Source organism: Maridesulfovibrio frigidus DSM 17176 (genome assembly GCF_000711735.1).
GTDB lineage: Bacteria > Desulfobacterota > Desulfovibrionia > Desulfovibrionales > Desulfovibrionaceae > Maridesulfovibrio > Maridesulfovibrio frigidus.
In genome coordinates this window covers 524,461-550,080 of record NZ_JONL01000002.1, presented here as the reverse complement: position 1 = coordinate 550,080, position 25,620 = coordinate 524,461, and the positions used below count along the sequence as shown (strand labels likewise).

28 protein-coding genes and 1 pseudogene are annotated in these 25,620 nt (G+C 43.5%); 8 read left to right on the top strand and 21 right to left on the bottom strand.

Annotation, left to right across the window (positions count from 1 at the left end; translation table 11 throughout):
- Positions 1-106: 106 nt before the first annotated feature.
- On the bottom strand, positions 107-688 hold the full coding sequence (locus BR06_RS0106735; RefSeq protein WP_031481564.1) for a TetR/AcrR family transcriptional regulator: 582 nt from the start codon (positions 686-688) through the stop codon (positions 107-109).
- 286 nt (positions 689-974) lie between these two features.
- On the opposite strand from BR06_RS0106735, the gene BR06_RS19655 reads away from it, so the two are divergent.
- Positions 975-2,654, top strand: a complete 1,680-nt coding sequence (locus tag BR06_RS19655; RefSeq protein ID WP_051676949.1) for a DUF389 domain-containing protein — start codon at positions 975-977, stop codon at positions 2,652-2,654.
- A gap of 120 nt (positions 2,655-2,774) precedes the next feature.
- Positions 2,775-3,074 (top strand): hypothetical protein, encoded by a 300-nt coding sequence (locus BR06_RS0106725; RefSeq protein ID WP_031481560.1) that lies wholly within the window; start codon positions 2,775-2,777, stop codon positions 3,072-3,074.
- Positions 3,075-3,094: 20 nt separating this feature from the next.
- On the opposite strand, the gene BR06_RS0106720 is transcribed toward BR06_RS0106725, so the two are convergent.
- A complete protein-coding gene (locus tag BR06_RS0106720; RefSeq protein ID WP_031481558.1) occupies positions 3,095-3,715 on the bottom strand; it encodes a TetR/AcrR family transcriptional regulator in 621 nt (206 codons plus the stop codon).
- 215 nt (positions 3,716-3,930) lie between these two features.
- Here BR06_RS0106720 and buk point away from each other — a divergent pair, with 215 nt between their 5' ends.
- The 5 genes from buk to epsC all read left to right on the top strand — a co-directional run bounded on the left by buk (position 3,931) and on the right by epsC (position 9,351).
- On the top strand, positions 3,931-5,043 hold the full coding sequence (buk, locus tag BR06_RS0106715; RefSeq protein WP_031481556.1) for a butyrate kinase: 1,113 nt from the start codon (positions 3,931-3,933) through the stop codon (positions 5,041-5,043).
- Positions 5,044-5,287: 244 nt separating this feature from the next.
- Positions 5,288-6,133, top strand: coding sequence for a Fe-S cluster assembly protein NifU (nifU, locus tag BR06_RS0106710; protein ID WP_031481554.1), 846 nt, complete (start codon positions 5,288-5,290; stop codon positions 6,131-6,133).
- 1 nt (position 6,134) lies between these two features.
- Positions 6,135-7,322, top strand: coding sequence for a cysteine desulfurase NifS (nifS, locus tag BR06_RS0106705; RefSeq protein WP_031481552.1), 1,188 nt, complete (start codon positions 6,135-6,137; stop codon positions 7,320-7,322).
- Positions 7,323-7,530: 208 nt separating this feature from the next.
- A complete protein-coding gene (cysK, locus tag BR06_RS0106700; RefSeq protein ID WP_031481550.1) occupies positions 7,531-8,454 on the top strand; it encodes a cysteine synthase A in 924 nt (307 codons plus the stop codon).
- Positions 8,455-8,463: 9 nt separating this feature from the next.
- The gene (epsC, locus tag BR06_RS0106695; protein ID WP_031481548.1) at positions 8,464-9,351 is read left to right on the top strand and encodes a serine O-acetyltransferase EpsC; all 888 of its coding nucleotides are present in this window, start codon (positions 8,464-8,466) and stop codon (positions 9,349-9,351) included.
- 254 nt (positions 9,352-9,605) lie between these two features.
- On the opposite strand, the gene BR06_RS0106690 is transcribed toward epsC, so the two are convergent.
- From BR06_RS0106690 to BR06_RS0106615, 17 genes and pseudogenes are all read right to left on the bottom strand, one after another.
- Complete coding sequence (locus tag BR06_RS0106690) at positions 9,606-9,806, bottom strand: MerR family transcriptional regulator (protein WP_156952671.1); 201 nt, start codon at positions 9,804-9,806, stop codon at positions 9,606-9,608.
- Between the two features lie 97 nt (positions 9,807-9,903).
- A complete protein-coding gene (locus tag BR06_RS0106685; protein WP_051676948.1) occupies positions 9,904-10,476 on the bottom strand; it encodes a MerR family transcriptional regulator in 573 nt (190 codons plus the stop codon).
- Positions 10,477-10,595: 119 nt separating this feature from the next.
- On the bottom strand, positions 10,596-11,024 hold the full coding sequence (locus BR06_RS0106680; RefSeq protein ID WP_031481542.1) for a hypothetical protein: 429 nt from the start codon (positions 11,022-11,024) through the stop codon (positions 10,596-10,598).
- A 149-nt stretch (positions 11,025-11,173) separates the two neighbouring features.
- On the bottom strand, positions 11,174-11,455 hold the full coding sequence (locus BR06_RS0106675) for a ribbon-helix-helix domain-containing protein (protein WP_031481540.1): 282 nt from the start codon (positions 11,453-11,455) through the stop codon (positions 11,174-11,176).
- Between the two features lie 22 nt (positions 11,456-11,477).
- Positions 11,478-12,047: a DJ-1/PfpI family protein gene (locus BR06_RS0106670; protein ID WP_031481538.1), complete on the bottom strand. Its 570-nt coding sequence runs from the start codon at positions 12,045-12,047 to the stop codon at positions 11,478-11,480.
- A 235-nt stretch (positions 12,048-12,282) separates the two neighbouring features.
- Positions 12,283-12,777, bottom strand: coding sequence for a hypothetical protein (locus BR06_RS0106665; protein ID WP_031481536.1), 495 nt, complete (start codon positions 12,775-12,777; stop codon positions 12,283-12,285).
- A 56-nt stretch (positions 12,778-12,833) separates the two neighbouring features.
- Positions 12,834-13,421, bottom strand: a complete 588-nt coding sequence (locus tag BR06_RS0106660) for an RHS repeat-associated core domain-containing protein (RefSeq protein WP_084154044.1) — start codon at positions 13,419-13,421, stop codon at positions 12,834-12,836.
- 22 nt (positions 13,422-13,443) lie between these two features.
- Positions 13,444-13,899 carry a hypothetical protein gene (locus tag BR06_RS0106655; RefSeq protein WP_031481532.1) on the bottom strand — a complete coding sequence of 152 codons (456 nt, stop codon included), beginning with the start codon at positions 13,897-13,899 and terminating at the stop codon, positions 13,444-13,446.
- A 37-nt stretch (positions 13,900-13,936) separates the two neighbouring features.
- Entirely contained in the window at positions 13,937-14,341 is a 405-nt protein-coding gene (locus tag BR06_RS0106650) for a hypothetical protein (RefSeq protein WP_156952670.1), read from the bottom strand.
- Between the two features lie 5 nt (positions 14,342-14,346).
- Entirely contained in the window at positions 14,347-14,733 is a 387-nt protein-coding gene (locus BR06_RS0106645; RefSeq protein ID WP_407637423.1) for a DUF6973 domain-containing protein, read from the bottom strand.
- Positions 14,728-14,829 (bottom strand): annotated as a pseudogene (locus BR06_RS20920) (RHS repeat-associated core domain-containing protein); the annotation flags it as partial. The gene BR06_RS0106645 and the pseudogene BR06_RS20920, both read right to left, overlap by 6 nt.
- Positions 14,830-14,970: 141 nt before the next feature.
- Positions 14,971-15,471: a hypothetical protein gene (locus BR06_RS0106640; protein WP_031481526.1), complete on the bottom strand. Its 501-nt coding sequence runs from the start codon at positions 15,469-15,471 to the stop codon at positions 14,971-14,973.
- A gap of 51 nt (positions 15,472-15,522) precedes the next feature.
- Positions 15,523-17,397: an RHS repeat-associated core domain-containing protein gene (locus BR06_RS19650; RefSeq protein ID WP_031481524.1), complete on the bottom strand. Its 1,875-nt coding sequence runs from the start codon at positions 17,395-17,397 to the stop codon at positions 15,523-15,525.
- A gap of 255 nt (positions 17,398-17,652) precedes the next feature.
- Positions 17,653-19,299, bottom strand: a complete 1,647-nt coding sequence (locus tag BR06_RS0106630) for an AMP-binding protein (RefSeq protein ID WP_031481522.1) — start codon at positions 19,297-19,299, stop codon at positions 17,653-17,655.
- 29 nt (positions 19,300-19,328) lie between these two features.
- Positions 19,329-19,886, bottom strand: a complete 558-nt coding sequence (locus BR06_RS0106625; protein WP_031481520.1) for a helix-turn-helix domain-containing protein — start codon at positions 19,884-19,886, stop codon at positions 19,329-19,331.
- A 113-nt stretch (positions 19,887-19,999) separates the two neighbouring features.
- On the bottom strand, positions 20,000-21,646 hold the full coding sequence (locus tag BR06_RS0106620) for an AMP-binding protein (RefSeq protein ID WP_031481519.1): 1,647 nt from the start codon (positions 21,644-21,646) through the stop codon (positions 20,000-20,002).
- Between the two features lie 21 nt (positions 21,647-21,667).
- On the bottom strand, positions 21,668-22,234 hold the full coding sequence (locus BR06_RS0106615; protein ID WP_031481518.1) for a helix-turn-helix domain-containing protein: 567 nt from the start codon (positions 22,232-22,234) through the stop codon (positions 21,668-21,670).
- Between the two features lie 332 nt (positions 22,235-22,566).
- Here BR06_RS0106615 and BR06_RS0106610 point away from each other — a divergent pair, with 332 nt between their 5' ends.
- Positions 22,567-23,319, top strand: coding sequence for a tetratricopeptide repeat protein (locus tag BR06_RS0106610; RefSeq protein WP_031481517.1), 753 nt, complete (start codon positions 22,567-22,569; stop codon positions 23,317-23,319).
- A 106-nt stretch (positions 23,320-23,425) separates the two neighbouring features.
- Here BR06_RS0106610 and BR06_RS0106605 read toward each other — a convergent pair whose 3' ends face one another.
- Both BR06_RS0106605 and BR06_RS0106600 read right to left on the bottom strand, forming a co-directional pair.
- A complete protein-coding gene (locus BR06_RS0106605) occupies positions 23,426-24,709 on the bottom strand; it encodes a transcription antitermination factor NusB (RefSeq protein WP_031481516.1) in 1,284 nt (427 codons plus the stop codon).
- 16 nt (positions 24,710-24,725) lie between these two features.
- Positions 24,726-25,544, bottom strand: coding sequence for a DUF116 domain-containing protein (locus tag BR06_RS0106600; RefSeq protein ID WP_034602888.1), 819 nt, complete (start codon positions 25,542-25,544; stop codon positions 24,726-24,728).
- Positions 25,545-25,620: the final 76 nt, after the last annotated feature.

The window sequence follows — 25,620 nt, the reverse complement described above, 5'->3', positions numbered from 1 at the left end:
TAGAGGTTCTTTGGGGTGTCAAGTTTAGGGTATTAATAAGAAACATCCTCAAGGCTATTCAGGCCCTGAGGATGTTGATTTCGGTGTTGATTTTAATACTTTGAAATTAGCGGGTTCTGATACTTCTAGTAACGAATTCAGCCGTTTCTTCGTATAAATTAGGCAAATCGTATGGAGACAAAAATCTGGTTCTTACGGTACCGACGATGTTTGAATAGATGATAGTAGTAGTATCGTCGATTGATAGGTTTCTGATGGAGCCATCTTCAATTCCCCGGTCTACACATTCTCTAATAATATTGAGAAGTTGCTGGAACTTGATGGAAATTTTAGTCCGATCCATATCAATCTGAACATCACTGAAAGGTGAACAGCGAAGGAGGATTGGGAAAGTATTCCGGTGTTTCAGCGTGTAGTGCAGGTAACTTTTCATAAAAGTAGAAACCGCGTCGATGCCCGATGTGGCTTCACGAATTTCGTCATTCAGATGTTCCATTAGACTGTCCACCATGGAAATACCTGCGGTTAGAAACAATTCTTCTTTTGACCCGAAGTAATGCGAGACAAGTCCGAATGCGACTCCAGCTCTCTCAGAGATCATTTTCATTGTGGTTCCGGCATAACCATAGCGCCCGAAAGTTTCCTGGGCAGCGTAAAGAATCGCCTCTTTTTTATTTTTACCTTTCATGAGTTCTCTCTCAAAGTTGAGTTTGATGATCTTTTTTATTATGTGATGATTTCATTAGTCTTCTTTCGTTTAACGGTCAAATTTTCTTAATATCGGTTTGGCATGAATTCGCGAAATGCATTGTTGAGATGGCATAGATTGGTATATCATAGGCTGGTCTTTTTTATGTTTTTGGGTATAGTTTATTAAATTTGGTTTATTTGGGAAAGGTTTGAGAGGTAAGATCCATTTTTTAATGGGTTTTTTATAAAATATGTTGCCGTATAAGTTGAATGCGGAGGCGAAAATGGGCTTGTTCTCTGGTAAAAAAGTGACAGCAAAGGTGAGGACTCCCCTATTATTCGTCACCGATGTGCGGCGCGAATTTCTCATTACGGATATTATCCGCAGTTCCGCACCTAGCGGTATGTATTACTTGCTCATGGTTGTCGCCTCTTTCATTGCCTCCATCGGACTTATGGCGAACAGTCCCGCAGTAGTTATCGGGGCAATGCTTGTTTCTCCCCTTATGATGCCTATTTTTGGGGTGTCGCTTGGTCTTGTTCGTGGGGAAATAACACTAATACGAACGGCCATTTTTTCTGTGGCTGCTGGGATTTTTCTCGGAATTGGTGGGTCTTATCTTATAGGATGTTTTCCGGTCTTTTTCGAAGTTACAAATGAAATTACCTCCAGAACCCAGCCGAATCTTCTTGATCTTGGTGTTGCGGCCTTTGCCGGAATTGCCGGAACAGTGGCTTTGATAGATGAAAAGGTAAGTCCGGTTATGCCGGGTATTGCTATTGCCACATCACTGGTTCCGCCTCTTTCTGCCAGTGGGTTGTGCTTAGCTCTGCATGAGTATCCAGAAGCATGGGGCGCTTTTTTACTCTTTTTTGCCAACTTTTTGGTTATTCTTACCGTTGCAAGTGTTTTGTTTATTATCACAGGATTTATTCCCCACTCTGAGAATGCTCCATTACGCAGATTAATTAAGCATTTTTCGGTTTCAACCATCGGTCTTATCATCGTCGCGATACTGCTGACTCATTCCCTTATGGAAGTTGCGACCTCCCGAAAAATAGATAAAAATCTCAGAACAGTTGCTAGGCAGGTAATAACCTCGGTTCCTAATACAATGATTGAAGCTGTTAAGCATGAAATAGAAGATGGCGTTGTGAACGGGTTTATTCAGTTGCAAGGTCCTAAGTCCATAAGTGCGACATTAGTGAAGAAAATTGAAAAGCAGACAGCCGAGGCTCTGGATATGCCTGTTCAGATTATAGTGCGGACAAATATCACCCAGAGTATTTCCTCAGATACAAGGGGGAATACAAATTCGCTTGTAAACGCTCATGCCAAGAAGCAGAATGTTAAGTTGGATAAGAAAGTTGTTATATTAGAGCAAGCAGAACTATTACTACGCAGTTTGATGTCTGAATATCCATGGTACACTCTTTCTTCAATAAATTTCATGCAGCTAGATAGCGGGCCGGGCATCATTGCTGAAATAAGCGGGCCTGAGAGGCCTTTGCCTGAGGATGTTGGGAAAGTTGAGGGCATGATACGGAAAAGAACTAAAGAGAATAGTCTCACCTTAATTGTACGGTACTTTAAAAGTAATGATATTACTCGAAGCGGACGAAATCTCTTTGGTAGGGTCTATTCCGCAAAAGAATCTACGATATCGCGGAAGATTAATGAATCCACGATGAAGCATCTAAAACAAATTCGTCATATTTTTCCTATCTATGTTGATACTCAAAAAGATGGAGATGGCTGGAAAGTCCTCGCCGATATTACGGGGGAAAGATTGATAAAGAGTAAGGAAATAAGATCTATAGAAGGTAAACTTGTTAAGGAGATTGGCGCGCCTATTAAACTCTTGATCTATTCAAGGACAGAAGCTGTGATCACTGGTGACGGTTTGAAGCCTATTGAATCCTTTTCAAGCACAGGTGCGCGTCAGTATTTCAGTGTTAATTAAGCCTATGATTGAAATAATTGGGCTTGTATAAAATGCATACTTGCATAAAGCTCTAAAAAATTTCTGCGTTGCAATGTCAAAAGTTAGCAAAGACAAAATAATTAGGTATAAGGGACTATTATGAATGAATTAGATTTAAACAGCATATTGGTAATTGTGTTGCTTATTGCGGCTACTTTGATTCCGATTTGGCTTGGCCTTCGTTTGAGAAAAACAAAGCCGCGCGTACTGTGGCTAGGTATGTTGCTGTGCATTTTCTTCGGGCCGATAGGGCAGGTTTATGTGAAAGGATGTATCCCGTGGATACTTATTCTGCTTGGCGTGATGATAGGCGTTCAGATGTCTTTGCCGGCTAATTTTGCTACGACGATAATGTTTCTAGCTTCACCAATGGTGATGTTTTATCGGCTTAGTCGGTAGAACTTAATTCTCTCTAATTCTTATTGAAAAAGCAAACCCTTGAGCATGCGATGCATCGCGTGCTCAAGTCTTTCCCAACCGACTTCGTCTTGCAGGCTCACTCCGCCGTATGTCTTGGTGTTAAGTGAGCGAATGGCAAGGTATGATATTCCCCCGCCCAGCAGGGCAACAGCTGCCGCCAAGTCTACATCGTCAGGAACGTCGTCTCCAAGATGCTCAAAAAATTCCAGAGCCGTTCTGACTCGCACATCTTCAAGCTCTTCGGACAGCGCAGATTTTTCCAGCATTTCCCACGCCATTATGCGCAGGGTTTCTGGTCGTTCTTCAAGCTCTTTGCGAAGTGATAGAAAGAATGCTCCGACCTGTTTTTCCGGGTCCATATTTGGGAATTCATCTGGCGTGTTAGCTAGCAATTCGTCTGTGGTGGGCCAGTAAAAACCAGATTCGCCAAGATCGCTTAGTAAATTTTCTAAACCTTTGTAGTGATGAAATATAATTTTTCTAGAAACACCTGATCTGAGAGCAATTTCGTCAGGAGTTAAGCGGTTGAACCCTATTTGTGCCAGACATTTGTAGGCTGCGTGTAGAATTTTTTTACGGGTTTCGGACTGTGAATTAATTGGAACAATTTTAAGAGTCATGCTGGTCCGTCCATTTAGGTTCGATAAGATGGAGCAAACATGAATGTCTGTTTGATCTTAGTCAAGTACGTTTGCTGAATAGTTTGTTTAAGTATACTGAATTAGTATGTGAATGGGCCTTCCGTTAAAGAATTAGGTAGAACTTTTGTTTTGAAGTTTTTTATCGCATAATGGGATGGTTGGTTTCTGCTAAATGACTCATGGGAGATGAAGCGATGTACAAAGTTCTCGTAATAAATCCAGGTTCGACTTCCACATCTGTCGCCCTCTTTTGTGATGAAGCGGTATCTTTAAGTGCGGAAGTTCGGCATCCCCGTGAAACTATAGATCAATTTTCATCTGTGCTTGAACAGAAGGAGTTCCGTACAGAGCAGGTTCTTTCTTTGATAAAGGACTCGCTTAAAAACGGTCTGCCGGATATTGTTGTTGGCAGAGGTGGATTGCTTAGAGCTATCCCGGGTGGGCCATATTCTATAAATGATGAAATGATTGCGGATCTTGAAAGTGGTAAATATGGAGTTCATCCGTGCAATCTTGGTGCTATGATAGCGCGTGAGTTGGCAGAAAAATGGTCTGTTCCATCTATGATAATGGATCCTGTGGTAACCGATGAAATGGACCCTGTTGCCAAAGTTACTGGGTTTTCTGAAATTAAACGCAGAAGTGTTTTTCATGCTTTAAGTCAGCGAGGAGTGGCTCGGTCCGTTGCTGCAAAGCTTGGAGTTGAATATGAGAAAGGTAAATTTATTGTTGCCCATATTGGTGGTGGGGCTTCAATCGGGGCCCATCGAGATGGGCGCATTGTTGATGTTGTAAATGCTCTTGACGGAGAAGGTCCATTCAGTCCTGAAAGGTCTGGCTGTCTTCCTGTTCTGCCTGTTCTTGATTTGATACAGTCTGGAAAATTTTCATTTGATGAGTTACGTAAAAAAGTAACCTCGGGATCAGGAATTATTGGCTTGCTCGGGACAAATGATTTGCGTGAGGTTGAAAAGCGCATTGAGGACGGAGATAAAGACGCTGCGCTTGTTTTTGATGCTCTAGCTTACAATATTTCAAAGCATATCTGCTCATTTGTGCCCGCATTAATGAAGGGCGACTCTGATAAAAAAGCTGTAAACGCAGTTATTATCACTGGCGGCGTAGCAAATAGTAAAAAGCTGACCTGTGCAGTTGAGGAAATGGTCGGGATGATTGGCCCAGTGTATGTTTTAACAGGCCTTGAAGAGATGGAAGTTATGGGTATGGGCGGATTATCCGTTTTGCGCGGCGAGCTTATTCCGGCAGATTATTCAAATGGTTCTATTATAAATAGTACAGAGTCTTAATATTATTGTTGCGAACCAAAAGGTTTGGGCGTAGAATAATCTATACCAAAAAGGTATGGAATATAAATGGTAAAGCTTACTTGTTGTGAAAAGTTGTACCATATCTGAAATGGATTAGGTTAATTTTATCTTCACAATATCTGAGAAGTGCGTATATTTTCAATATAACAAAGTTGTCCGGTCTGTGTAAACTGTCCGGCTTCATAAAATAATTCATCCCTGCAAGAGGGATTCGGAGGATATCATGTGGGAATATACAGATAAGGTCAGAGAACATTTTTTGAATCCAAAGAATAGCGGAACTATTGAAGGCGATGATACTGTTGTCGGCGAAGTCGGAAGTCTTTCATGTGGCGATGCATTACGCTTGTTCCTTAAGATAGATGATAATGGGGTTATTGAAGACGCAAAGTTTCAGACATTTGGTTGTGCCAGCGCCATTGCCTCAAGCTCGGTGCTCACTGAGATGGTAAAGGGAATGACTGTTGAGGATGCTGAAAAGGTATCTAATCAGGATATCGCAGACGCTCTCGGTGGATTGCCTAAGGAAAAGATGCACTGTTCTGTGATGGGGCAGGAAGCTCTTGAGGACGCCATTAGATGTTACAGGGGAGAAGAAGCAGCCCCAGCGCCCGAAGGTGAAATTGTCTGTAAGTGCTTTGGCGTTACGGATTTACAGATCAAGCGCGCAGTTATCGACAACAAGCTTACCACTCTTGAAGAAGTTACCAACTTCACCAAGGCTGGCGGAGGCTGTGAGGACTGTCATGAGCGGATCGGTGAAATAATCGATGAAATCCGCTTTGGCGTGACAGAGCTAGATCTTAAGCCTCTTGTTGTAGAGCCTGTTAAGCTTACTAATATCAAGCGTTTTCAGCTTGTTTCCCAGACTATTGATGAAGAAATACGCCCTGCCTTACATAAGGATGGCGGTGATATAGAACTTATAGATATCGAAGGAACAGAAGTTATTGTTTCTTTACGCGGAGCTTGTGTAGGCTGTCCTTCCAGCGGTGTAACTCTCAAGGATTTCGTTGAGCGCAGGCTGAAGGAAACAGTTGAAGAAGCCATAACCGTGCGGGAGGCGTAAGATGCGTCCAGTATATCTTGATAACAACGCAACGACTATGGTCGCTCCTGAAGTAAAGGAAGCAATTATACCTTTACTGGAAGAAGAGTATGGTAACCCTTCCAGCATGCATGGACTTGGCGGCAGGTCCGGTAAGTACTTGTCTGAAGCTCGTGAAAAGGTTGCAGCGGGACTCGGATGTGAGCCTTCTGAAATCATTTTCACATCATGTGGAACAGAAGGCGATAATACCGCTATTCATTCCGCCATTGAATCACAGCCGACTAAGAAGCATATCATCACTACCCGTGTTGAGCATCCGGCTGTTTTAAATGTAGCCAAGCATCTCGAGCGTAAGGGGTATGAAATTACCTTGCTTGGAGTTGATTCCGAAGGGCGCATGGACCCTGATCATCTTCGTGAGGCCATCAGGCCTGATACCGCTCTTGTTTCTGTTATGTATGCTAATAATGAGTCCGGCGTAATTTCCCCTATCGAAGAGCTGGTTGAGATCACAAAGGAACGGGGCGTTTTGTTTCATACTGATGCGGTTCAGGCCGTGGGTAAGATTCCTCTTGATCTTAAGAAGTTGCCTGTCGATTACTTGGTTCTCTCTGGACATAAGATTCACGCCCCTAAGGGCGTAGGTGCTCTTTACTTACGCCGCAATACTCCATTCAGGCCGTTTATGCTGGGTGGACATCAGGAGCTTGGACGTAGAGGCGGAACCGAAAATATTCCGGGCATTGTCGGCCTTGGTGTGGCCATGGATCTGGCTGTTAGCCATATTGATGAAGAGAATACCAGAGTCAGAGCCATGCGTGATAGGCTTGAAAAGGGCCTTATGGCTTCTATCCCTGATGCGATGATTAATGGGGTTGAGGCAGCAAGATTGCCTAACACCTTGAGTATCGCATTCAAGTACATTGAAGGTGAAGCAATGCTCCTTCTGCTTGATCAGTTTAAGATCTGTGCAAGTTCCGGTTCTGCCTGTACTTCCGGCAGTCTCGAACCTTCGCACGTACTGCGCGCAATGGGTGTACCTTTCACCTATGCACACGGTTCGCTCAGATTCTCCTTGTCGGTTTACAACACTGACGAAGATATTGATCTGGTTCTTAAGGAACTTCCACCGATCATCAGCAGATTGCGTGAGTTTTCACCATTCCGTCGCGGCGATGAAGGGTTGGACTGGGTTGATGATCATTAGGACTGAAGGTTATGATTTAAGATAAATTATCAATACGGACGAGAAATCTTTTACACGAGTTTCTCGTCCGTATTTTTTTATGGTGGTTGACTAGGCATAATCAGTTGCTACCTATTTGTATCAAGAAAATAAGTCTGACATGTACGCAGATTTATTAATTATAGAAACGTAAACGCCTATTCGCGCGCCAAACTGAAACGAGGGACAGATGAACATACATGAATCAATGATTTCTCTGGTCGGAGACACTCCACTGGTCAAACTGGGCCGGACTGCAGAAGGCTGTCTGGGAACAGTTGTGGCAAAGCTCGAGTTCTTCAACCCGTGTTCATCCGTCAAAGATCGTATTGGTGTTTCTATGATTGAGGAAGCAGAGAAGCGCGGTGACGTTAAAGAAGGAACTGTCATCGTTGAGCCTACCAGTGGTAATACTGGTCTAGGGCTTGCTTTTGTTTGTGCCGTAAAAGGGTACAAACTTATTTTGACCATGCCGGAAAGCATGAGTCAGGAACGCAAAGATTTGCTCAAAGGTTTTGGAGCAGAACTTGTTTTAACACCTGCTCCTAAAGGTATGGCGGGTGCTATTAACAAGGCTCGCGAAATTGCTGAAGAGACAGCAGATTCTTTCATGCCTATGCAGTTTGCTAATCCTGATAATCCGAAAGCTCACCGTACAGGTACCGCAGAGGAAATCTGGCGGGACACTGACGGTAAAATTGATATTTTTGTGGCTGGCGTGGGAACAGGCGGTTCTGTAACCGGAGTCGGTTCTGTTCTGAAAAGCCGCAACCCTGATGTTAAAATCGTGGCCGTAGAGCCATCTAAGTCACCAGTATTATCAGGCGGATCGCCTGGCCCTCATGGCATTCAAGGGATCGGCGCGGGATTTGTGCCGGAGGTTCTCCAGACGGATATCGTAGACGAAATCGTTAGAGTCGACGATGCGGACGCTCTTGCCATGGCCCGTCGGTTACTCAAAGAAGAAGGCATTTTGTGCGGTATTTCCGCAGGGGCAGCAGCACATGTGGCAATCGAAATTTCAAAACGTAAAGAAAATAAAGATAAGATCGTGGTCTTTATCGTTCCCGACACTGGTGAACGGTATTTAAGCACCGCACTTTTTCAGGACTAAGGTTAATATATGGTAACTAAAATCGGAAGTTCAATGTTGTCAGATGTTGTAGATGCTTTGTGTGAAGAAGAATCCTATCAGGCTGTATATCATATGCCTGAGCATGATCGCCCGATGCCTTCTCTTGAAGCTCTCAGCGAACTTGTGGAACGTCTCAGAGCTGTAATTTTCCCCGGCTATTTCGGAGATTCTGAAATAAGGCCGGAGACCATGCGCTACCACGTTGGTGGCAGTCTCGATATTGCGTACAGAATCTTGGTTGAGCAGGTCATGCGCGGGCACTGTTTCTTTTGCAATACAGATGACCGCACGTGCACTGATTGCGAGACCGCGGCTAAGCGTATCGCCGCAGAATTTATGCAAACTCTTCCTGAAATGCGCAGACTGCTAGCAACAGATGTTCAAGCCGCGTATGTTGGAGACCCCGCATCTAAAAGCCCGGGTGAAACTATATTCTGTTACCCGAGCATCACTGCGCTGACTCATCACCGCATCGCTCATGAATTGTACAAGCTAGAAGTGGACTTAATCCCCCGTATTATCGGTGAGATGGCTCACTCTAAAACAGGAATTGATATCCACCCCGGTGCGCAGATTGGAGACCATTTCTTCATCGATCATGGAACGGGTACGGTTATTGGTGAGACTTGTATCATTGGTAGCAACGTTCGTCTCTATCAAGGGGTTACTTTGGGGGCGAAGAGCTTTCCTCAGGATGATTCCGGCAAGCTTATCAAAGGAATTGCTCGTCATCCAATTGTTGAGGATAATACAATTGTATATTCCGGTGCGACAATTTTGGGACGTGTAACCATAGGCGCTGGTTCCGTAATCGGCGGTAACGTTTGGGTTACTAGAGATGTTGAACCTGGCGCTAGGTTGCTGCAGAGCAAGTAGTTTAGAGAATGGTATTGCTAGTTATTTAGCAATTCAGTTAGCCCGTAATTTGATAAGTAATTGTTGTGGTATCAAAGTTGGTAGTTTCTTAATTGTAATTAAAGGTACTGATATGATGAAGTTTAATATATATTATTTTTGATGATTTAGTCGTTATGCAACGATTGTTGATAGCTATTTAGTAAGGGGCGGAAAGCAAATGCTTTCCGCCCCTTTTGTTTGTTTAGTGTTTGTCCAAAACATCAATCTGATTTTTAAGCTTTGGCCCACTCTCGAATTTTTCCTATTTCATTTTCAGGCACATGTATGTGCTCTAAAAATTTCTGATGGACAGCAGGATAAAGTTTTTCAAATGCAATATGCCAACGGTGCATATCGCCATCGCTAAACCCGGCATCTTTGAAGACTTCAACCCATTGTTCCTTAGTAAAGTTCTCAGAACTGCTCATACCCATGTTGCTAACCTCTTGTCTTTTTGGAATTCGCTAAAGCTTTAATGAATTATAGTTATATGCGTAAGATCTGCAGATCTTATTCAATTGGTAATGTTAATTAGTCGCGCTCAACAGACCATTTCCGAATAAGCGCAATTTCATCGTTAGGAATTTGTAGATATTCTAAAAATTGCTGATGCCTATCAGGGTGCGATTTTTCGAAAGCTTTATGCCAGTCCTGCATGTCCGCATCACTGAATCCTGAGCTTCGCAGTAGTTCTGTCCACAGCTCTTTACTGAGCTGCCCTGAAACATTCACGCTAGGGGAGCTTTTCAAAATACCGGAAATAAACTGCCTCTGTTCGTGCAGTGATGCTATTTCATCGTTTAATTCTTTGAGCCTGTTCTCAAGTACCGCTGAAAGCTGAGTGTCAGGAGTGTCCAGAATCCGCTTGATATCTTTCAATGGAATTCCAGCCTTGCGGAAATGGCATATCTGCTCAAGTCGTTGTTCTTCTTTACCCGAGTAGGTTCGGTATTCCCCTTTCATATGTGATGAAGGAGAAAGCAGTCCGATTGTGTCGTAGTAAAGAAGAGTGGATCTCGATAGTCCAAACTTTTTCGCAAGCCTGCCAACCGTCAATGCTGATTGTGCAGATGATTTATTGTTGATGTTATTTTTGGTGTCCATTGAGTGCCTCGTTCATGTTTATCAGCCGATGTTGAAATCTATATTGCACTGTAAAGCCATAGACAGGTCAAGAGGGTTATCAAAAAAAAATGCCCCGACCGAAGTCGAGGCAGATTTAGCTATTTTGTGTCGTCCTCTTTTGCGGGAGGAGGATCTTCAATATCTTTTAATTCAGGATGCCGTTCATAGAATCCTGCAAGCGGTTCCAGCGGGATGTCGCATTCGGCACACATAGCCCCTTTGTCAGCGTATCCAGCCATATAAACTTTGCTGCATTTTGAGCAGATTTGGTCGTCGTAGATTTCTACAGCTTTAGGCTTTTTAGCTTTTATATAGAAAAGGCTGAAATATAAAAATGCGCCACCAAGTGCCGCAATACCGATGCGCATAGGCATTGTGAGCGCATAGCCCCAAAATTCAGGTACAGGCAACTCTCTGGAATATGGCTTGCTCCAAGTGATGAGCAGAATTGCCGCAAGTGTGGTCGGTAGCTTTTGCAAAAATAGCAGGATCTTATCTGTATCTATATTGTCGGTATTTAGTTTCATTACTTACTTTCAGGCGATAGAGTTGCAGGTTGATGTAACTAGTTCTTGTCGTTGATGGAGTCTGTTTAGTTTAATTTTAGATATTACGCCATTAAAAAGCCCTTGATGTATCTCATCAAGGGCTTATTGAGGATCGATATTTATATTCTTTAAGCGACAGCTTCGGCGCTCTGATACTTAACAAGGTATGTGGTGCAAACTACGCGTAGTAGAGATGCAAAATTAGATATCTCACCATGTACGCTGTAAGCTTCTTCGTGGAGCGTCGCTAGAAATTTACCCAGCGAGAGTTCTTCTTGTTTCGCCACATCATCAAGTATTGCCCAGAACCGACGCTCAAGGCGGATGCTGGTGACAAGCCCGTTTAGCCGGACAGAGCGGGTGATTTGTTCATACTCAGGTGGTGGCGTAGAAGAGTATATCTCACACATGGGAGTCCTTTTTTTTGTCTTGTTATCCTTTGTTTATAACATCAACAAAGGTTCTCAGCCATTTCGGATGGGCTGGCCAAGCTGGAGCAGTTACAAGTTTTCCATCACAAATTGCATCATCAAGAGCTATATCCACATATTCGCCGCCAGACATAGTAACTTCGGGTGCGCAGGCAGGGTATGCTGAAACTTTTTTGCCTTTAAGCACTCCGGCGGTAGCAAGAAGCTGCGGTCCATGACAAATGGCGGCCACAGGGCGATCTGATTCAGGGAAACTGCGAACCAGTTCGAGCACTTTTTCGTTTAAACGCAAATACTCTGGCGCTCTTCCGCCGGGGACTACAAGAGCAGCATAATCTTCGCTTTTAACTGTGTCAAAGTTTGCGTTGAGGGTGAAATTATGACCTGGTTTTTCGAGGTAGGTCTGGTGATCTTCAAAGTCGTGAATAGCTGTAGCGATCTGTTCTCCAGCCTTTTTGCCGGGGCAAACAGCATCTACATCAAAGCCCATAGCTTGCAGAGCCTGAAAAGGAACCATCACTTCATAATCTTCAACAAAGTCGCCGACAATCATTAGAATCTTCTTTGACATTTTAATTCTCCTTCGTACTATTTTTGTCGACTGTACCTCTTTGTTTTGGGGTGAAGGTAATAGTCCAATACTACGGCAAAACATCAACATCCCCGCCATCATATCCCATAGGGTCTGGAGTTATGAACCGCCCGATGGCAGAGGTGTATTTACGGTAGCCGAAAAATAGTTAGCCCCGAACATTTTGGGTGCGGGGGGGGCAGCTAATGCTGCGATTTTTATGAAAGAGAGAACTTTATTTTAAAGATGCTGGCATGATGCTAATCATAATTTCACCCTCATATTTATGTAACGAAGACATTGGATTCTCGGATTTCAATTCGAGGGTTACGTCTCCTGAAGCGCCAGGATAGGGTAAAATGAAATTTAGCAAGAGCGCAGAGCAATAATTATCATGAGATGAACTGTACCCCATTGCACCAAAAGGGCTGTCTGTTAGCCCTTCTTTAAGCGTTTTTCCGTTTGATACAAATTTGTAATGCAATACCTCTTTTTCAGTACGCAGTTCTACAGAAAGATGTTCAGGTACAGTTATAAACAATGAATACTCAGCATCATATTTATGTTTAAGATTAATTTTGACAGATGCTCCTTTTATGCTCGGATCAAAATTCCCTTCAAAAATAGATTCGTAATACTTATCAGACATAAAATAAGCTTTGAAAACATTAGTCGAGTAGACCATGAACATTAAAATAAATATAGAGATGACGATTGCTAACGTCTTCATATTTCCCCACAATTTGAGAGAGGATTTCTCCTCTCTCTTTTTAGTCAAAATTAATTTTACCCTTTCTTCTGTATACGCCTACACTCTTTTGTAACATCTTCGGTGTAGTCTTGGCAGTTGTTACCTATTTCCTTGTATTTTCCTTTTTTGTACTTCCCACTTGCCTCAATATTTTTCTCAGCTTGACGCATTGCTTTATCATCAAAATGCTCGCCTATGGGAGCACTAACTCCATTTTCATCATGCTTAACTCCACCTTTTGAGAAACCTGAATTTGTTTTTTCCTTTTTCTCTAGATCAGCTTTGTCATATTTTATAAATTCATGCTTAAGCTTTACATTACCCTTATCCATTAGCCAATCAACCGCACCCGGGAATGCCTTAGTAATTCGACCGATTGGTGTACCTGCATGAAGAGCTTTCTTCAAAGCCTTACCACTTGGTTCATCTAAGAATTCAAGTCCCTTCAATCGTCTTTCATGAACCTGTGCCAGCCCAACCCGATCATGGAAATTAATCGGATCATCCAAGCAATATCCATAAACATCCACATCCCCACCATCGTAGCCAATCGGGTCAGGAGTTATGAACCGCCCGATGGCAGGGGGGTATTTACGGTGGCCGAAAAATAGTAAGCCCCGCACTTTTTGGGTGCGGGGCTTTGTGTTAAGAAGAGATTAGAGACATTAATAAAGAATAAAAAAGGAGTATTGTGTTTTTTGTGTAGGTATAAATAGAAGGAGCATCGTCAGGATATACCACATCCATTTTTATTGTTTTTTGATATTTTATTCCGTCTTTTGTAACAACAAATAGATTGTACCTCTTGGTATATAACTCTTCTGTGGTGATGGTTAATTTTTTCCCTGATGCTAGCGTCAATGAGATTGTATATACTAGTTCTTCCTGAAAAGGATGTTTAACGAACCCTAGCTTGGATTTTTTTATTTCGGGAATAACATAATGTTCATTGTGCACATCTAATAGTACATTTTGTATATCAAACCCACTTTGGTTATAAAAAACAACCATGCTATTTTCGCCACTAAAGACCTCTCCAAATTGATGCCCAAGCCATGGAGCAAAAAACAGTAAAGCCAAACACAGTAACATTTTTTTCATATTTTAACTTTATTAATTAATCCGTAAAAGAGTGTTCTTACATCTTCAAACGAATTACATCCTTATGCGTAATTTCATCTTTTGTAATAGTAAATAAATCACACCGATCATATCCACTAAGCAAATAACCTGATTGAAGAGTTAGTATTTTACCTGAGTCAAAAGTAACAGTAACTTCGTAGCCAGACTCATCTGGTTTTTTAAAGAAGGCTGAAACAATCTCATCATTTTGCATGTTTTTTGTTGTAATTTTAGTGGCCCTAGCCATTATAACAACATCTTTTACGACCTGCCCACTTTCATTATGGACGACGATTACCCCAGCCCCTGCCGGAAAGAGAAGGCTAAATATGAAACCTACTGCCAACAATGAAAGCAATAAGCCAATATAGGTCGCTTTATATGTCATTTTAGGTGGTTTTATGTTCTCATTTTTTATCATTTGTTTTAGTAATAACCTACAGTTGAATTGTCGACATCCTTTTTGGGATGCGTTTGAAGATTTTTTTTGTTAACAGGTCTTTTTTCTCGAGCAGCAGCTCTTCCTTCAGCATTATTGTGCAAATCCATTGCTTTTTCAGCTTCCGGTTGACCTACAAGTCTTCCCTTCACTTCGTTGAGGTCTCCAAGAGTTTTACTCACTGATTCCCCAGCAATCTCAGCGATTCTTCTGCTAGTTTCAGCATGTCTTATGGCATCGCCTTCATTATTATGATTGCCTGCTCCTCTTTTCTCCGACTCTTCCTCATATATTTCTTTAATTTTAATAATTTTTTGCCAAGTACTTAAGTCCGCTTCCTCCTCACTCTCACCAGCTAGTCCCGTCCGATCCACAAAGTTAATCGGATCATCGAGACAATACCCATAAACATCCACGTCCCCGCCAGCTAAGCCGATAGGGTCAGGAGTAATAAACCGCCCGATGGCAGGATCATATTCTCGTTAGCTGAAAAATAGTAAGCCCCGCACTTTTGGGGTACGGGGCTACAATGACTTACTTATAATCAAGCTCAATGCTCTATATGTACAAACCGTCTTAAGGGGAAATCAGTGCTAACAGGTAATGTCAGGCTACTTCATCAAAGATGGTTCTACTGTGCAAATAATGAACCCAGAATATTTACTTAAAGCGGTCAGCGGATTGACTGCTTCAATGACTAGAACTAAATCATCTCCAGCTTCTGGAAATGGCAAATTAAATCGTAATAGCACAGCAGAAAGTGGGCCATCGGGGGAAGCGCTGTAATATCCTGTTTTAGACGGAGAACGAGTCACTCCTTTCTCTAAAACTTTTCCTCTGGATGTAAATTTATAATTTAAAGTGCCTTTTTCAGAATAAAATGGCCTTATATCATCTGTAGGTATTGATAGTCGAAGGTCATACTCGGCATTGTATTTGAAGTTAATCGGTATAGATAGCCGTTCACCTTTTTGGGACGCATCAAAATGGCCTTCAAAAATGTGTTTATAGTATCGATCTCCCATAAAATTTGCCTGAAATACATTGGAATTATATATATAAATGGCAAGTGTGAAACCTAAGACTACATAGATGGCAGCTAAAATTTTCATATATCCTCATGTAGAGAGGAGAGGACGTGGAGTCCTCCCCTTTTTTAATTGTTACTTCTTCTCTTTTTTTTGAATGTTTTCACACTCATTAGCATGATCTTCAGTAAAGTTCTGACAGTTATTGCCCATTGCTCTATATTTTTCTGGTGTATATTTTCCAGATTTCTTAATATTTTTTTCAGCCTGTCGTGCGATTTTGTCGTCAAAGTGTTTTCCTATCGGAGTAGATTTGCCCACTTCATCATGTGTAACGCCTTCATTAGAAAATCCTGAATTAGTCTTTTCATCCTTGGTTTCATCGGCATTATCGTATTTTATAAACTCATGCTTAAGTTTAATATTGTTGTCGTCAAGAAGTTGATCAAATTTCTCAGGGAAAGCCTTTGCAAGGCGGCCAAGATTTGTTGTTGTGTGTAGAACTTTTTTAAGAATTTTACCACTTGGTTCATCTAAGAATTCAAGTCCCTTCAATCGTCTTTCATGAACCTGTGCCAGCCCAACCCGATCATGGAAATTAATCGGATCATCGAGACAATAACCATAAACATCCACATCCCCGCCATCATATCCCATAGGGTCGGGAGTAATGAATCTGCCGATGGCAGGGTCGTATTCACGATAGCCGAAGTGAATTAATCCCGTATCTTTATCGTGCAGTCCAGCGGCAAAACCTAAGTATAAATCATGATCGGGATTACTATTCTGAGTCCTTCTGCCGAAGGATCCATATAGAACTTCCTGTAAACTATTCCCATCCATGTCGGCAACAGTAAAAATACTACCGAGCTGATCAGTTGCTAGCAAGTAAACATCTTTGCCTTTTGCCATAGCGATAGGATCGCCATCTTCGTTGTATTGAAAACGGGTCGTGCCTGTCGAATCCTCAACCGCAGCCAGAGTTGTCAAATCAGCCCACTGATAACGCTGGTAAAGCTTGTCGTTGATCAGCTTTTCGGTGCGCAATCCATTTTCATCAAAACGATATTTGATGATCGACTCGTCCGGCAAGATGACTTCACAAAGCTGTCCCGTGGTCAGGTAATTGTAACGCGTAATCTGCCCCGACTCGTTTTTCTCAACTAAGTCACCATCTCCATTATAGCGGTATGTTGTGGTTCCCGCCTGAACTAGCTGTCCAATCTGGTTGTACGTGTAGTTGCTAAGCTTGCCACCCGTAACATGGGACTGAGTGCGCTGACCCTGATTGTTGTATCCGTAAACTTCAACAGCCTTGCCGAAGTAGTAAGTCGTAATGAGTCTACCTTCGGAATCGTACTTATAATTAAGTTCGTGCTGGCTTTCCGCGGACGCGAAAGATTTGTCTACGACTCTCCCTGTTTCATCACGCTCAGTAGCCAGAGCCGCAAAGACTTCATCCGATTCTGGTGACGTAAACTTTACGAGCTGATCCGTTGCTCCACGCAGATCAACTGAATCCCGCTTCATTTCGTCATGAATTGACTTTCCAGTACCTGATTGCGGTCCGGAGTGCTGCTGTCCCTGTTGTCTCTGCTGGTTTTGGTGTCGCATAAGCTGTTCAAGCTCAGAATAAACTTCTTGCCCGTAACTTGTTTTAGTCAAACCTTGCGTAAGCGGGTGACTGGGGTTTTCGGACATGAAATTGGCATGTGCGAATCTTTTTATTTTCTTGTACTGATCGCGTTCCTGTTCATAGCTTCGCTTCTGCTGATCCCATCTGCTTTTGACTTCTGGTTTCATCATTGACGGGTACATGCGGTCGGAATGCGAAAACTCTGATTGCTCGAATCTTGGCTCTTCGAATCTTGTTCCATTTGCGCGGGAAACCAGCTCATACATGTTCTCAAGCTGCATTTCAGGCGGTTCGTTCTTACCGTACATTCTCAATGATAAAGATAAGTCATCCCATTTTTTCTCTTTCAAAATGAAATCAGATAAAGTTCCCACAGTTCAATCCTCCTTGATAAAGTTTGTTTTAAGGTTAGCTAAACAAAAAGTTGTTTAGCCTTTTTTGCCTCTATTCAAACTTCAAGATAATCGATAAGCCGGACCTGACTAAGCCGAGTCAGGTCCGGCTGTGAAAAAATGTGTAATAAAGTGCGATAAACAAAAAAATCCCTTCGAAGCGTTAGCCTCAAAGGGATTTAATGGAAACTGATTCAAAAACTGCGACAGCAAAAGCTTTGCAGTTTTCGCTAGACCTTATTTATACTTTTTTTCGTCCTTAGCTCTGATTTCAGCGCGTTTAATCTTGCCGCTGATGGTCTTAGGTAGCTCAGTAACGTAGTCGATAACTCGTGGGTACTTGTAAGGAGCAGTAACCTTCTTAACGTGGTTCTGTAGTTCCTTAGTCAGCTCGTCCGATCCTGTGTAACCTTCTGCAAGAACAACAGTCGCTTTAACAGCCTGTCCGCGAACCGGATCAGGAACGCCCGTTACGGCTGATTCGATGATTGCAGGATGGGTGAGGATAGCGCTTTCAACTTCAAAAGGTCCAATGCGGTAACCTGAGCTTTTAATAAGATCATCAGTTCTACCTAGGAACCAGTAATATCCGTCTTCGTCCATCCAAGCTTTGTCGCCAGTCTGGTAATATCCGTCTACCATGACGTTTGCGGTCTTTTCAGGTTCGTCCAGATATCCAGTGAAGAGCCCTAGCGGCTTAGCAGGGTCTACCTTAACGCAGATTTGCCCTTCTTCACCAGCGGCGCACATGTTGCCTTCCATATCAATCAGCGCAATGTCCCATCCGGGGCATGGCTTACCGATTGAGCCCGGTTTTGGGGTCATGTTGGGGAATGTGGCAATCTGTAAAGTTGATTCGGTCTGACCATACCCTTCGTATAGTGGCAGCCCTGTTGCTTCTTTCCACTCTTCGAATACTGACGCGTTAAGGAGTTCACCTGCTGTGGTGCAGTGGGTGAGTGCGGAAAGGTCGTATTTCGAAAGATCTTGGCGAATCATAAATCTGTATACAGTTGGCGGCGCACAGAAGGATGTAACCTTGTGGTCAACAAGAACCTGCAAAAGTTCATTTGGATCAAATTTACCACGGAAATCCCAAGTGAAGACAACTGCTTCGGCCATCCACTGGCCGTAGAATTTACCCCATACAGCCTTGCCCCAGCCTGTGTCGGCTAGAGTCAGGTGGATAGAGCCCGGCTCAAGATCGTGCCAGTATGCGCCTGTTGTGTAATGTCCAAGCGGGTAGTTGTGGGTATGTTCCACCATCTTGGGCGGCCCTGTGGTTCCTGAAGAAAAGAAGATAAGCAAAGAGTCGTCTCCGCCTGCGCTGTCAGCGGGGCGTGGGAAGGAATCAGAGTTGGCGGCACATATGCCGTCCATGTCTAACCAACCTTCAGCAAGCTTGCCTTTTCCGGCCTGAATAAGAACCTTTAAGGATGGGCAGTTTGCATTTGCTTCTTCTACTCTTTCAGAAACAGTATCTTCAGCTATTATGGATTTGATCTTTGCGAAATTTACACGGAATTCAATGTCTTTAACTGTCAGCAGGTTTGGAGATGGAACTGGAACAGCTCCGACTTTATGACAGGCTAGCATAGAAACCCACCAGTCTATGCGGCGGTATAGGATAATCATAACCCTGTCGTCTTTGCCTATTCCTGCTTTAGTAAGCGCGTTGGCTAGTCTTGAAGATGCCTTGGAGAAGAATTCAAAATCTTTTTCCGCACGTACGCCGTCAGGGTCAATGTGGATCATTGCAAGGCGGGTAGGGTCTTCAGCCCCCACAACGTCTACAAAGTCATATGCAAAGTTGAAATTGTCGGGGACTTCAACTTTGTATTTCTCACAGAACTCCGAATAGGAGCCGAATTTATGTTTTTGCATGATTGGCATGTAGTTGCTCCAGATACGGATTAGAGGATTACGTCAAGCATGCGGGCAGGTTTGCCATCTAGGCCGCGGAGTGCATGAGGTGTATTTGAATCAAAATAGAGGGAATCGCCGACTTCGAGTTCTAATACGCTGTCATCAAGTCGCAGTTCGAGCCTTCCTTCAAGCACGTAGATGAATTCCTGACCGCGATGAGTAGTGAAGTTTAGATCAAAGGATTCTTTAGCGGGAACCTCAATCATGAAGGGTTCCATACGTCTGCCGACAAAGGTGGACGCAAGGTTTTTGTATGCGTAGTCTTTGCGCCTATCAACATCAAAACCTTTGCCTTTGCGGACCAGCGTATAGTTTGTGAGGTGTGATTCACTTCCGGAAATCAGAGCTGTAAGGCCCACCCCGCAGATGTGCGCAACATCCATAAGGTAGCTGACGGGTATTTCAATATCGCCTGACTCGTATTTTCCAACGAGGTCTGCTTCTACACCGACTTTTTCAGCCAGTTCTTCCACAGTCATGTCCACTGCGTCTCTGATTCCTCTGAGGCGCGGGGCAATGTCTTTATGCGTCTGATTGTTACTCATACAGTCTCCCTGATTTATGGATGAATCCTACTTTGAAGAGAGGAACTTTGCCGGATTCAGGCAAAGCTCCTCATTATATTTCTAGTTTGAAACTGGTAGTTGTTCTCTTGTCCCTATGCGTCAGGGAAAAGTTCGGCTGCCAAGTCTCTAAGCTTATACTTCTGAATTTTACCGCTTGCGGTAATTGGGTATGCATCTAAGAAAGCGACGAATTTTGGTATCTTGTACTTGGCTATTTTGCCACGACAGTAATCCATAACATCTTCAGTTGATAGCTCTGCGCCATCTCTCAAGATAACGAAAGCACCAACTTGCTCGCCGAATTTTTCACTCGGAACGCCTGCAACCTGCACGTCGAGAATTCCTTCCATTGTGTAGAGGAACTCTTCGATTTCGCGAGGGTATATGTTTTCACCACCGCGAATGATCATGTCTTTCAACCGGCCTGTGACAGTAACATATCCGTGCTCGTCCATAACTCCGAGATCGCCTGAGCGTAGCCAGCCGTCCATATTGATGTTGGCGGTAGTGGCTTCGGGGTTGTTGTAGTAGCCCTTCATCACGTTGTAACCGCGACAGCAGATTTCACCTATTTCATTGGTGGCGGACATTTCACCTGTTTCGGGGTTAATTATTGCTACTTCAATTTCCGGCATGGCGCGGCCGACAGTTTCGGTTTTACGAACAAGATTATCACTCATAAGAGTTTGCGTCATAACAGGGGAAGCCTCTGTTAAGCCGTAACAAATGGTGATGTCCTTCATGTTCATTTTGTCCATGACAATCTTCATAACTTCTACAGGGCAGGGCGAGCCTGCCATGATTCCTGTACGCAAGGATGAGTAGTCGAACTTCTTGAAGAGCTTGTGGTCGAGAATGGCAATGAACATGGTTGGTACGCCGTAAAGGGCGGTACACTTTTCCTGATCAATTGAAGCCATGACCAAAAGAGGGTCAAATCCTTCGAGGATGACGAGAGTCGTTCCGTGGTTGACCGCTGCCAGAACTCCAAGCACACAGCCAAAGCAGTGGAAGAGTGGAACAGGTAAGCACAATCTATCTTTAGAAGTGAAACCTTGATTCTGACCGATCCAGTAACCGTTATTGCCGATGTTGTAGTGAGTCAGCTGTACGCCTTTGGGGAAGCCTGTGGTTCCCGATGTGTACTGCATGTTGACTACGTCATGCGCGTTAAGGGTCGCCTGTCTTTCTTCGTACTCTTCTTCTGAAACAACAGCAGAAAGATTGATAACCTCAGGCATGGAGTACATGCCGCGATGTTTTTCCTGACCGAGAAAGAAGACTCTCTTTAGTTCAGGGAACTTTTCACTGTTAAGGTAGCCGCGTTCCTGAGTTTTGAGTTCGGGGATAAGCTCATAGGTAGTATCCAGGTAGTCAATCTCGCGGAACCCGTCGATGATGACGAGGTTTTCACATTCAGATTGCTTGAGCAGATACTCCAACTCGGTTGTGCGGTAAAAAGTGTTAACTGTAAGCAGAACAGCGCCGATTTTAGCTGTAGCGAACTGTAATGCGACCCAGTAAGGGACATTTGTTGCCCATATAGCGACTTTTTCGCCTTTTTTAATGCCCAGAGCCATAAGCCCCATGGCCAATTCATCAACCAACTCTCCGAACTCGCGGTATGTAAGCCTGAAGTCACGGTCAACGTATACGACAGCTTCGTTGTCAGGCCATTTTTCAACAGCTTCGTCCAGAAGTCCGCCGAGAGTAATTTCCCTTAAATGTGATTTTTCCATGTGATTCTCCGCTTTCTGCTCTTATTCTGGGAAATACAATACTGCGTAGATTTCACACTTTTCGTTGCCGTATGCTGCAACGCTGTGGGGAACTACTGAATTGAAATATGTGCTGTCGCCTGCTTCAATGATGCTGGTCTCTTTGCCGTAGACCACTTCAAGCTGGCCTGAGACAACAATAATGAACTCCTCGCCTTCGTGGGAAGTGAGTTCATGCTCATCATTACTAGGTTCAATCTGGATGAAGAAGGGTTCCATGTGGCGGTCGCTTTTCCCTTTTCCAAGGGCGAAGTATTTCATGGACGCTTTTTCTTCCTTTTCGGAATGCATAGTCAGTTCTTCCTGACGTTCACTTAAGCGGACGATGAGAGGGTCTTTGCTGACTTGATCGTCGAGAAATGTTCCAAGTCTTACACCGAGAGCTCGAGCTATTTTTAATAGCGGGCCAAGTGATGGATACTTATCCTTTTCTTCAACAGCTTCAAGGAAATCGGTGCTAAGTCCGGTTCGCTTTGAAAAATCTTCTAAGGATATGTTCTGTTTTTCTCTGAATGATTTGATGCGGTGTCCAACTTTTGCTTTAGTCATGTCGCCCTCTACGTCTTTATTTCTGCCTTGTGCTTTGTGAAAGCTCAAAGGCTGTAAATGCTAATTATTCTGAGTGGTTAGAATAAAGAATACAGTTTTTCCTTTGTGTAATAAATGGCAGGATTAAAAATTTATATGAATGCCACCCGGCAGGCACAGTAAACTTTAGTTGCAGAAAAATGAAGAACTAAATTAGCTGATAATTATAATATTTTTTAGGGGGTAAAATTTTAGGTGAAATGATGATATAGGAATATAAAATGTTAGTGGCTTTCCTTGTAAAAATTATCTATGATTACCGATACATTATTGAAAAAATCGGGGAATAATAAATGGCTGATGCAGAAGCAAAGACGGGACGAAAAAAAATACAAGGTGTTTTTTCTAGCCAGAACGTACAAAAGATTGGGACTGGTTCTACAGTCCGTAGAACAATCAGTAAAATGTACTGGATGGTCCAAGAAAACGATCAGGGAGAGATTGAAGTTCAACCCCTGAACACCAGCTATATTCCTGCAGGTCCTAAGACTTCTGTCAACATGGATGACTTCCTTGCGAAATATTTGCCGGAGCCAGAGTTTTACGTTTCTAACGTTTACCCTAAAATGAAAGAGCTCAGTGGCACTATTCAGCGTGGTGAAAAAGCACGTCAGGCCGGAGCAACTTATAGCGCAGAATTTGAGTTTCAGAATGCTCTGGACGTAGATGAAGAGAATGTACGGGCAAACTTCGGGCTTGGTCTCACGTACATGGATCGCGGTGAAACCAGTAAGGCTAATGATATTTTTGAGAGGCTTGTGGGGCTTGATGCCGCTTTTGAAGCTGAACATAAGCATCTGTTCAATGAGTTCGGCATCAACCTGAGAAAAACAGGTATGCAGGATCAGGCCATTGATTACTATAACCGTGCCCTTGAAATGACCGCAAATGATGAGAATTTGCACTATAATATGGCCAGAGCTTATTATGAAAAAGGCGTTCTGGAGAAAACAACTGAGCATTTGCAAAAGGCTCTTTCTATAAATGCTGATCATGCTGAAGCAGCAAAATTTTTAGATTATATTAACAAAATGCCAAAGGGATAAATTCTTTTATCTACTCTTAAAATCTAATACAAATTTCAATAAAAAAGCCGCTTATTTCAAATAAGCGGCTTTTTTATTGATTTAAATTCGATAGCTTTGATTGTAATTATACTTTCTCAATCAATGCTGAGTAGAAAAATTCTCTGAGCAATGATTCAGGTGAAGTTGTCCATTCTTTTTTGAGCTTAGCGTCTTTGTTGCGTTTCAAAAAGTTAGCGATCTGACCACCGTTTTCGGCAGGATTCAGCGTGCATGTTATGTATGCAAGCATACCGCCCTTCTTCACAGTTTTCCAGCCATTATCGAGAATCTTTGACTGCAATAGAACCAGAGACTTTACGTCTTCCGGCGTACGCTTAAATTTCGTGTCGGGCCTTCTTGATAGAACTCCAAGCCCTGAACATGGTACGTCCAACAAAGCTGTCCCAACTGAACCTTCTGCCAGTGGAGGATTGATTGCAGATCCTCTGAAAGTTGATATCGACGGGAATTCTTCTTTCAGTGCTCTGAGTCGTCCGAGATGCGGGTCGCTTGCGAGTACCGGCTTAATGTCATTGTGCTTCAGGTATCTTGACTTGCCGCCGCGCCCAGCACATGCGTCCCATACGGGAGTCGGCCAGCTTGCAGGTTCAAGTATGGATAGAGCAACCCTTGCGGAATAACTCTGTCTGCTCAGCACGTTTTCAGGTAATCCTGTAAGGGCGGCTGGGCGATATCCTGAATGGAAAGCAAAACCTTCGCCATCTGTAGCGATGTAATCCTTTTGCTGGAGCAGAGTTGAAGCCGCTTCCTGTCCTGCATCGTCATTGGTGTCGATTGCAAATCCAGCGGCAGGAGCATTAATCTGTCCTTCGAGGTACTGAATAGCTTTTTCTCTGCCGTAGCTTTCGAGCCAAAGTTCAACAATCCACTGTGGGCAGGCATAGAATGCGGAAATAGCTTTCATTTCGTCATGAATATTTCTGCGGAAAAATTCGATATCAACGCCGTCGTCAGCCGCGCGTGCAACTTTACGAAGCACTGCGTTTGCGAGTCCGCCGAGTTTGCCCTGAGTGAGTCTTTTTACGGAATCAACGCCCCAATCTACTGATGCGTAGGCTGGAACATCCATGTGTAGAATTTCATAAGAAGCAATCCCAAGAACCTGTAATACTGGCGCAGGAAGTCCATCGGGGTTTGATAGAAAACATTTAAGGACAGCTTGCAGGCGAATTCTCATACGCAGGTAGCCATATAAAATTTCGGTAATAAAACCTTTGTCCCGCTGAGGAAGGCCAGATGATGAAAGGGCGGTGTCCAGCACGGCTTGAGCGTCCTGTCCCCCTTCTAAGGCTTTGGATACGCAGTCAAAAGCCAGCCCTCTGGGCCCAGGCAAAGATATTTTTTTCATCAGATAATTCCGTTTTTTAAAGTCCAGTAAGGGGGGTGATGCCTACATTCTTGTCTGCATCAGCTGGTAGCTTCTCTGGTTTAATGAAATGTCTCAACGCATCTTCCACCGCAGATACAGATACTTCAGTATCCAGACAAGGGCCGTTGGGCCGCTCGTTAAGTACACCGAAAACTGGAAGCGGATAGGTGTCCTGAATTCCACTTGCAAGGTCTCTTTCGCAAGCAATGGCGATGATGAGCTGTGGTCTTCTTTGAACGACTATGCGTCTTGCAATGGTTCCGCCTGTTGCGATGGCAAAGTGTGCTCCGTATTTATCACGAAGTTCAAGAAGGCCTTTGACTGTACAAAGTCCGCAACGTTTGCAGTTGTCCACATCGTAAGTGAGACGCATATCGCAACGGCTGTTTTGCAAGCAGTGCGGGGTGAGCATAAGAATTTTGTCAGGGTCGCACGATGCGGCCTTGGTCTGAACAAGTTCGTTATTCACCTTGATAAATGAAGCTCTGATTTTACGCTTGGAGAGTCCGAAAACTCTACCTAGTATGGTCATGAGCGGCAGGAATAATTTGATTGTCAGGCCGCGTGCTTTTTTTGAAAAAGGAAATGTTTTACCGAGCATTATATTGGCGAGAAGAGCAACATATGCCCAGCCCACAAGCAATATCAGCGAGGTAACGAATATGCCCAGAATCCACGAAGCCCAAGCTCCGAAGGAGGATAAGCCCACATAAGGCACATACCAGAGCAGGCCCAAAAACAGGCAGAGCAGTACGCTGGTGCCGGTAATTAGTCCGATGAACAAACGTTTTTTAGAATCTTTTTCAACGCTCAATTTATTAAACCTGAACCGAATGATTGTTCATTCAGTTTAATTAGCTGTGTACGCAAAAAGCGTCCGTTAATTGAAG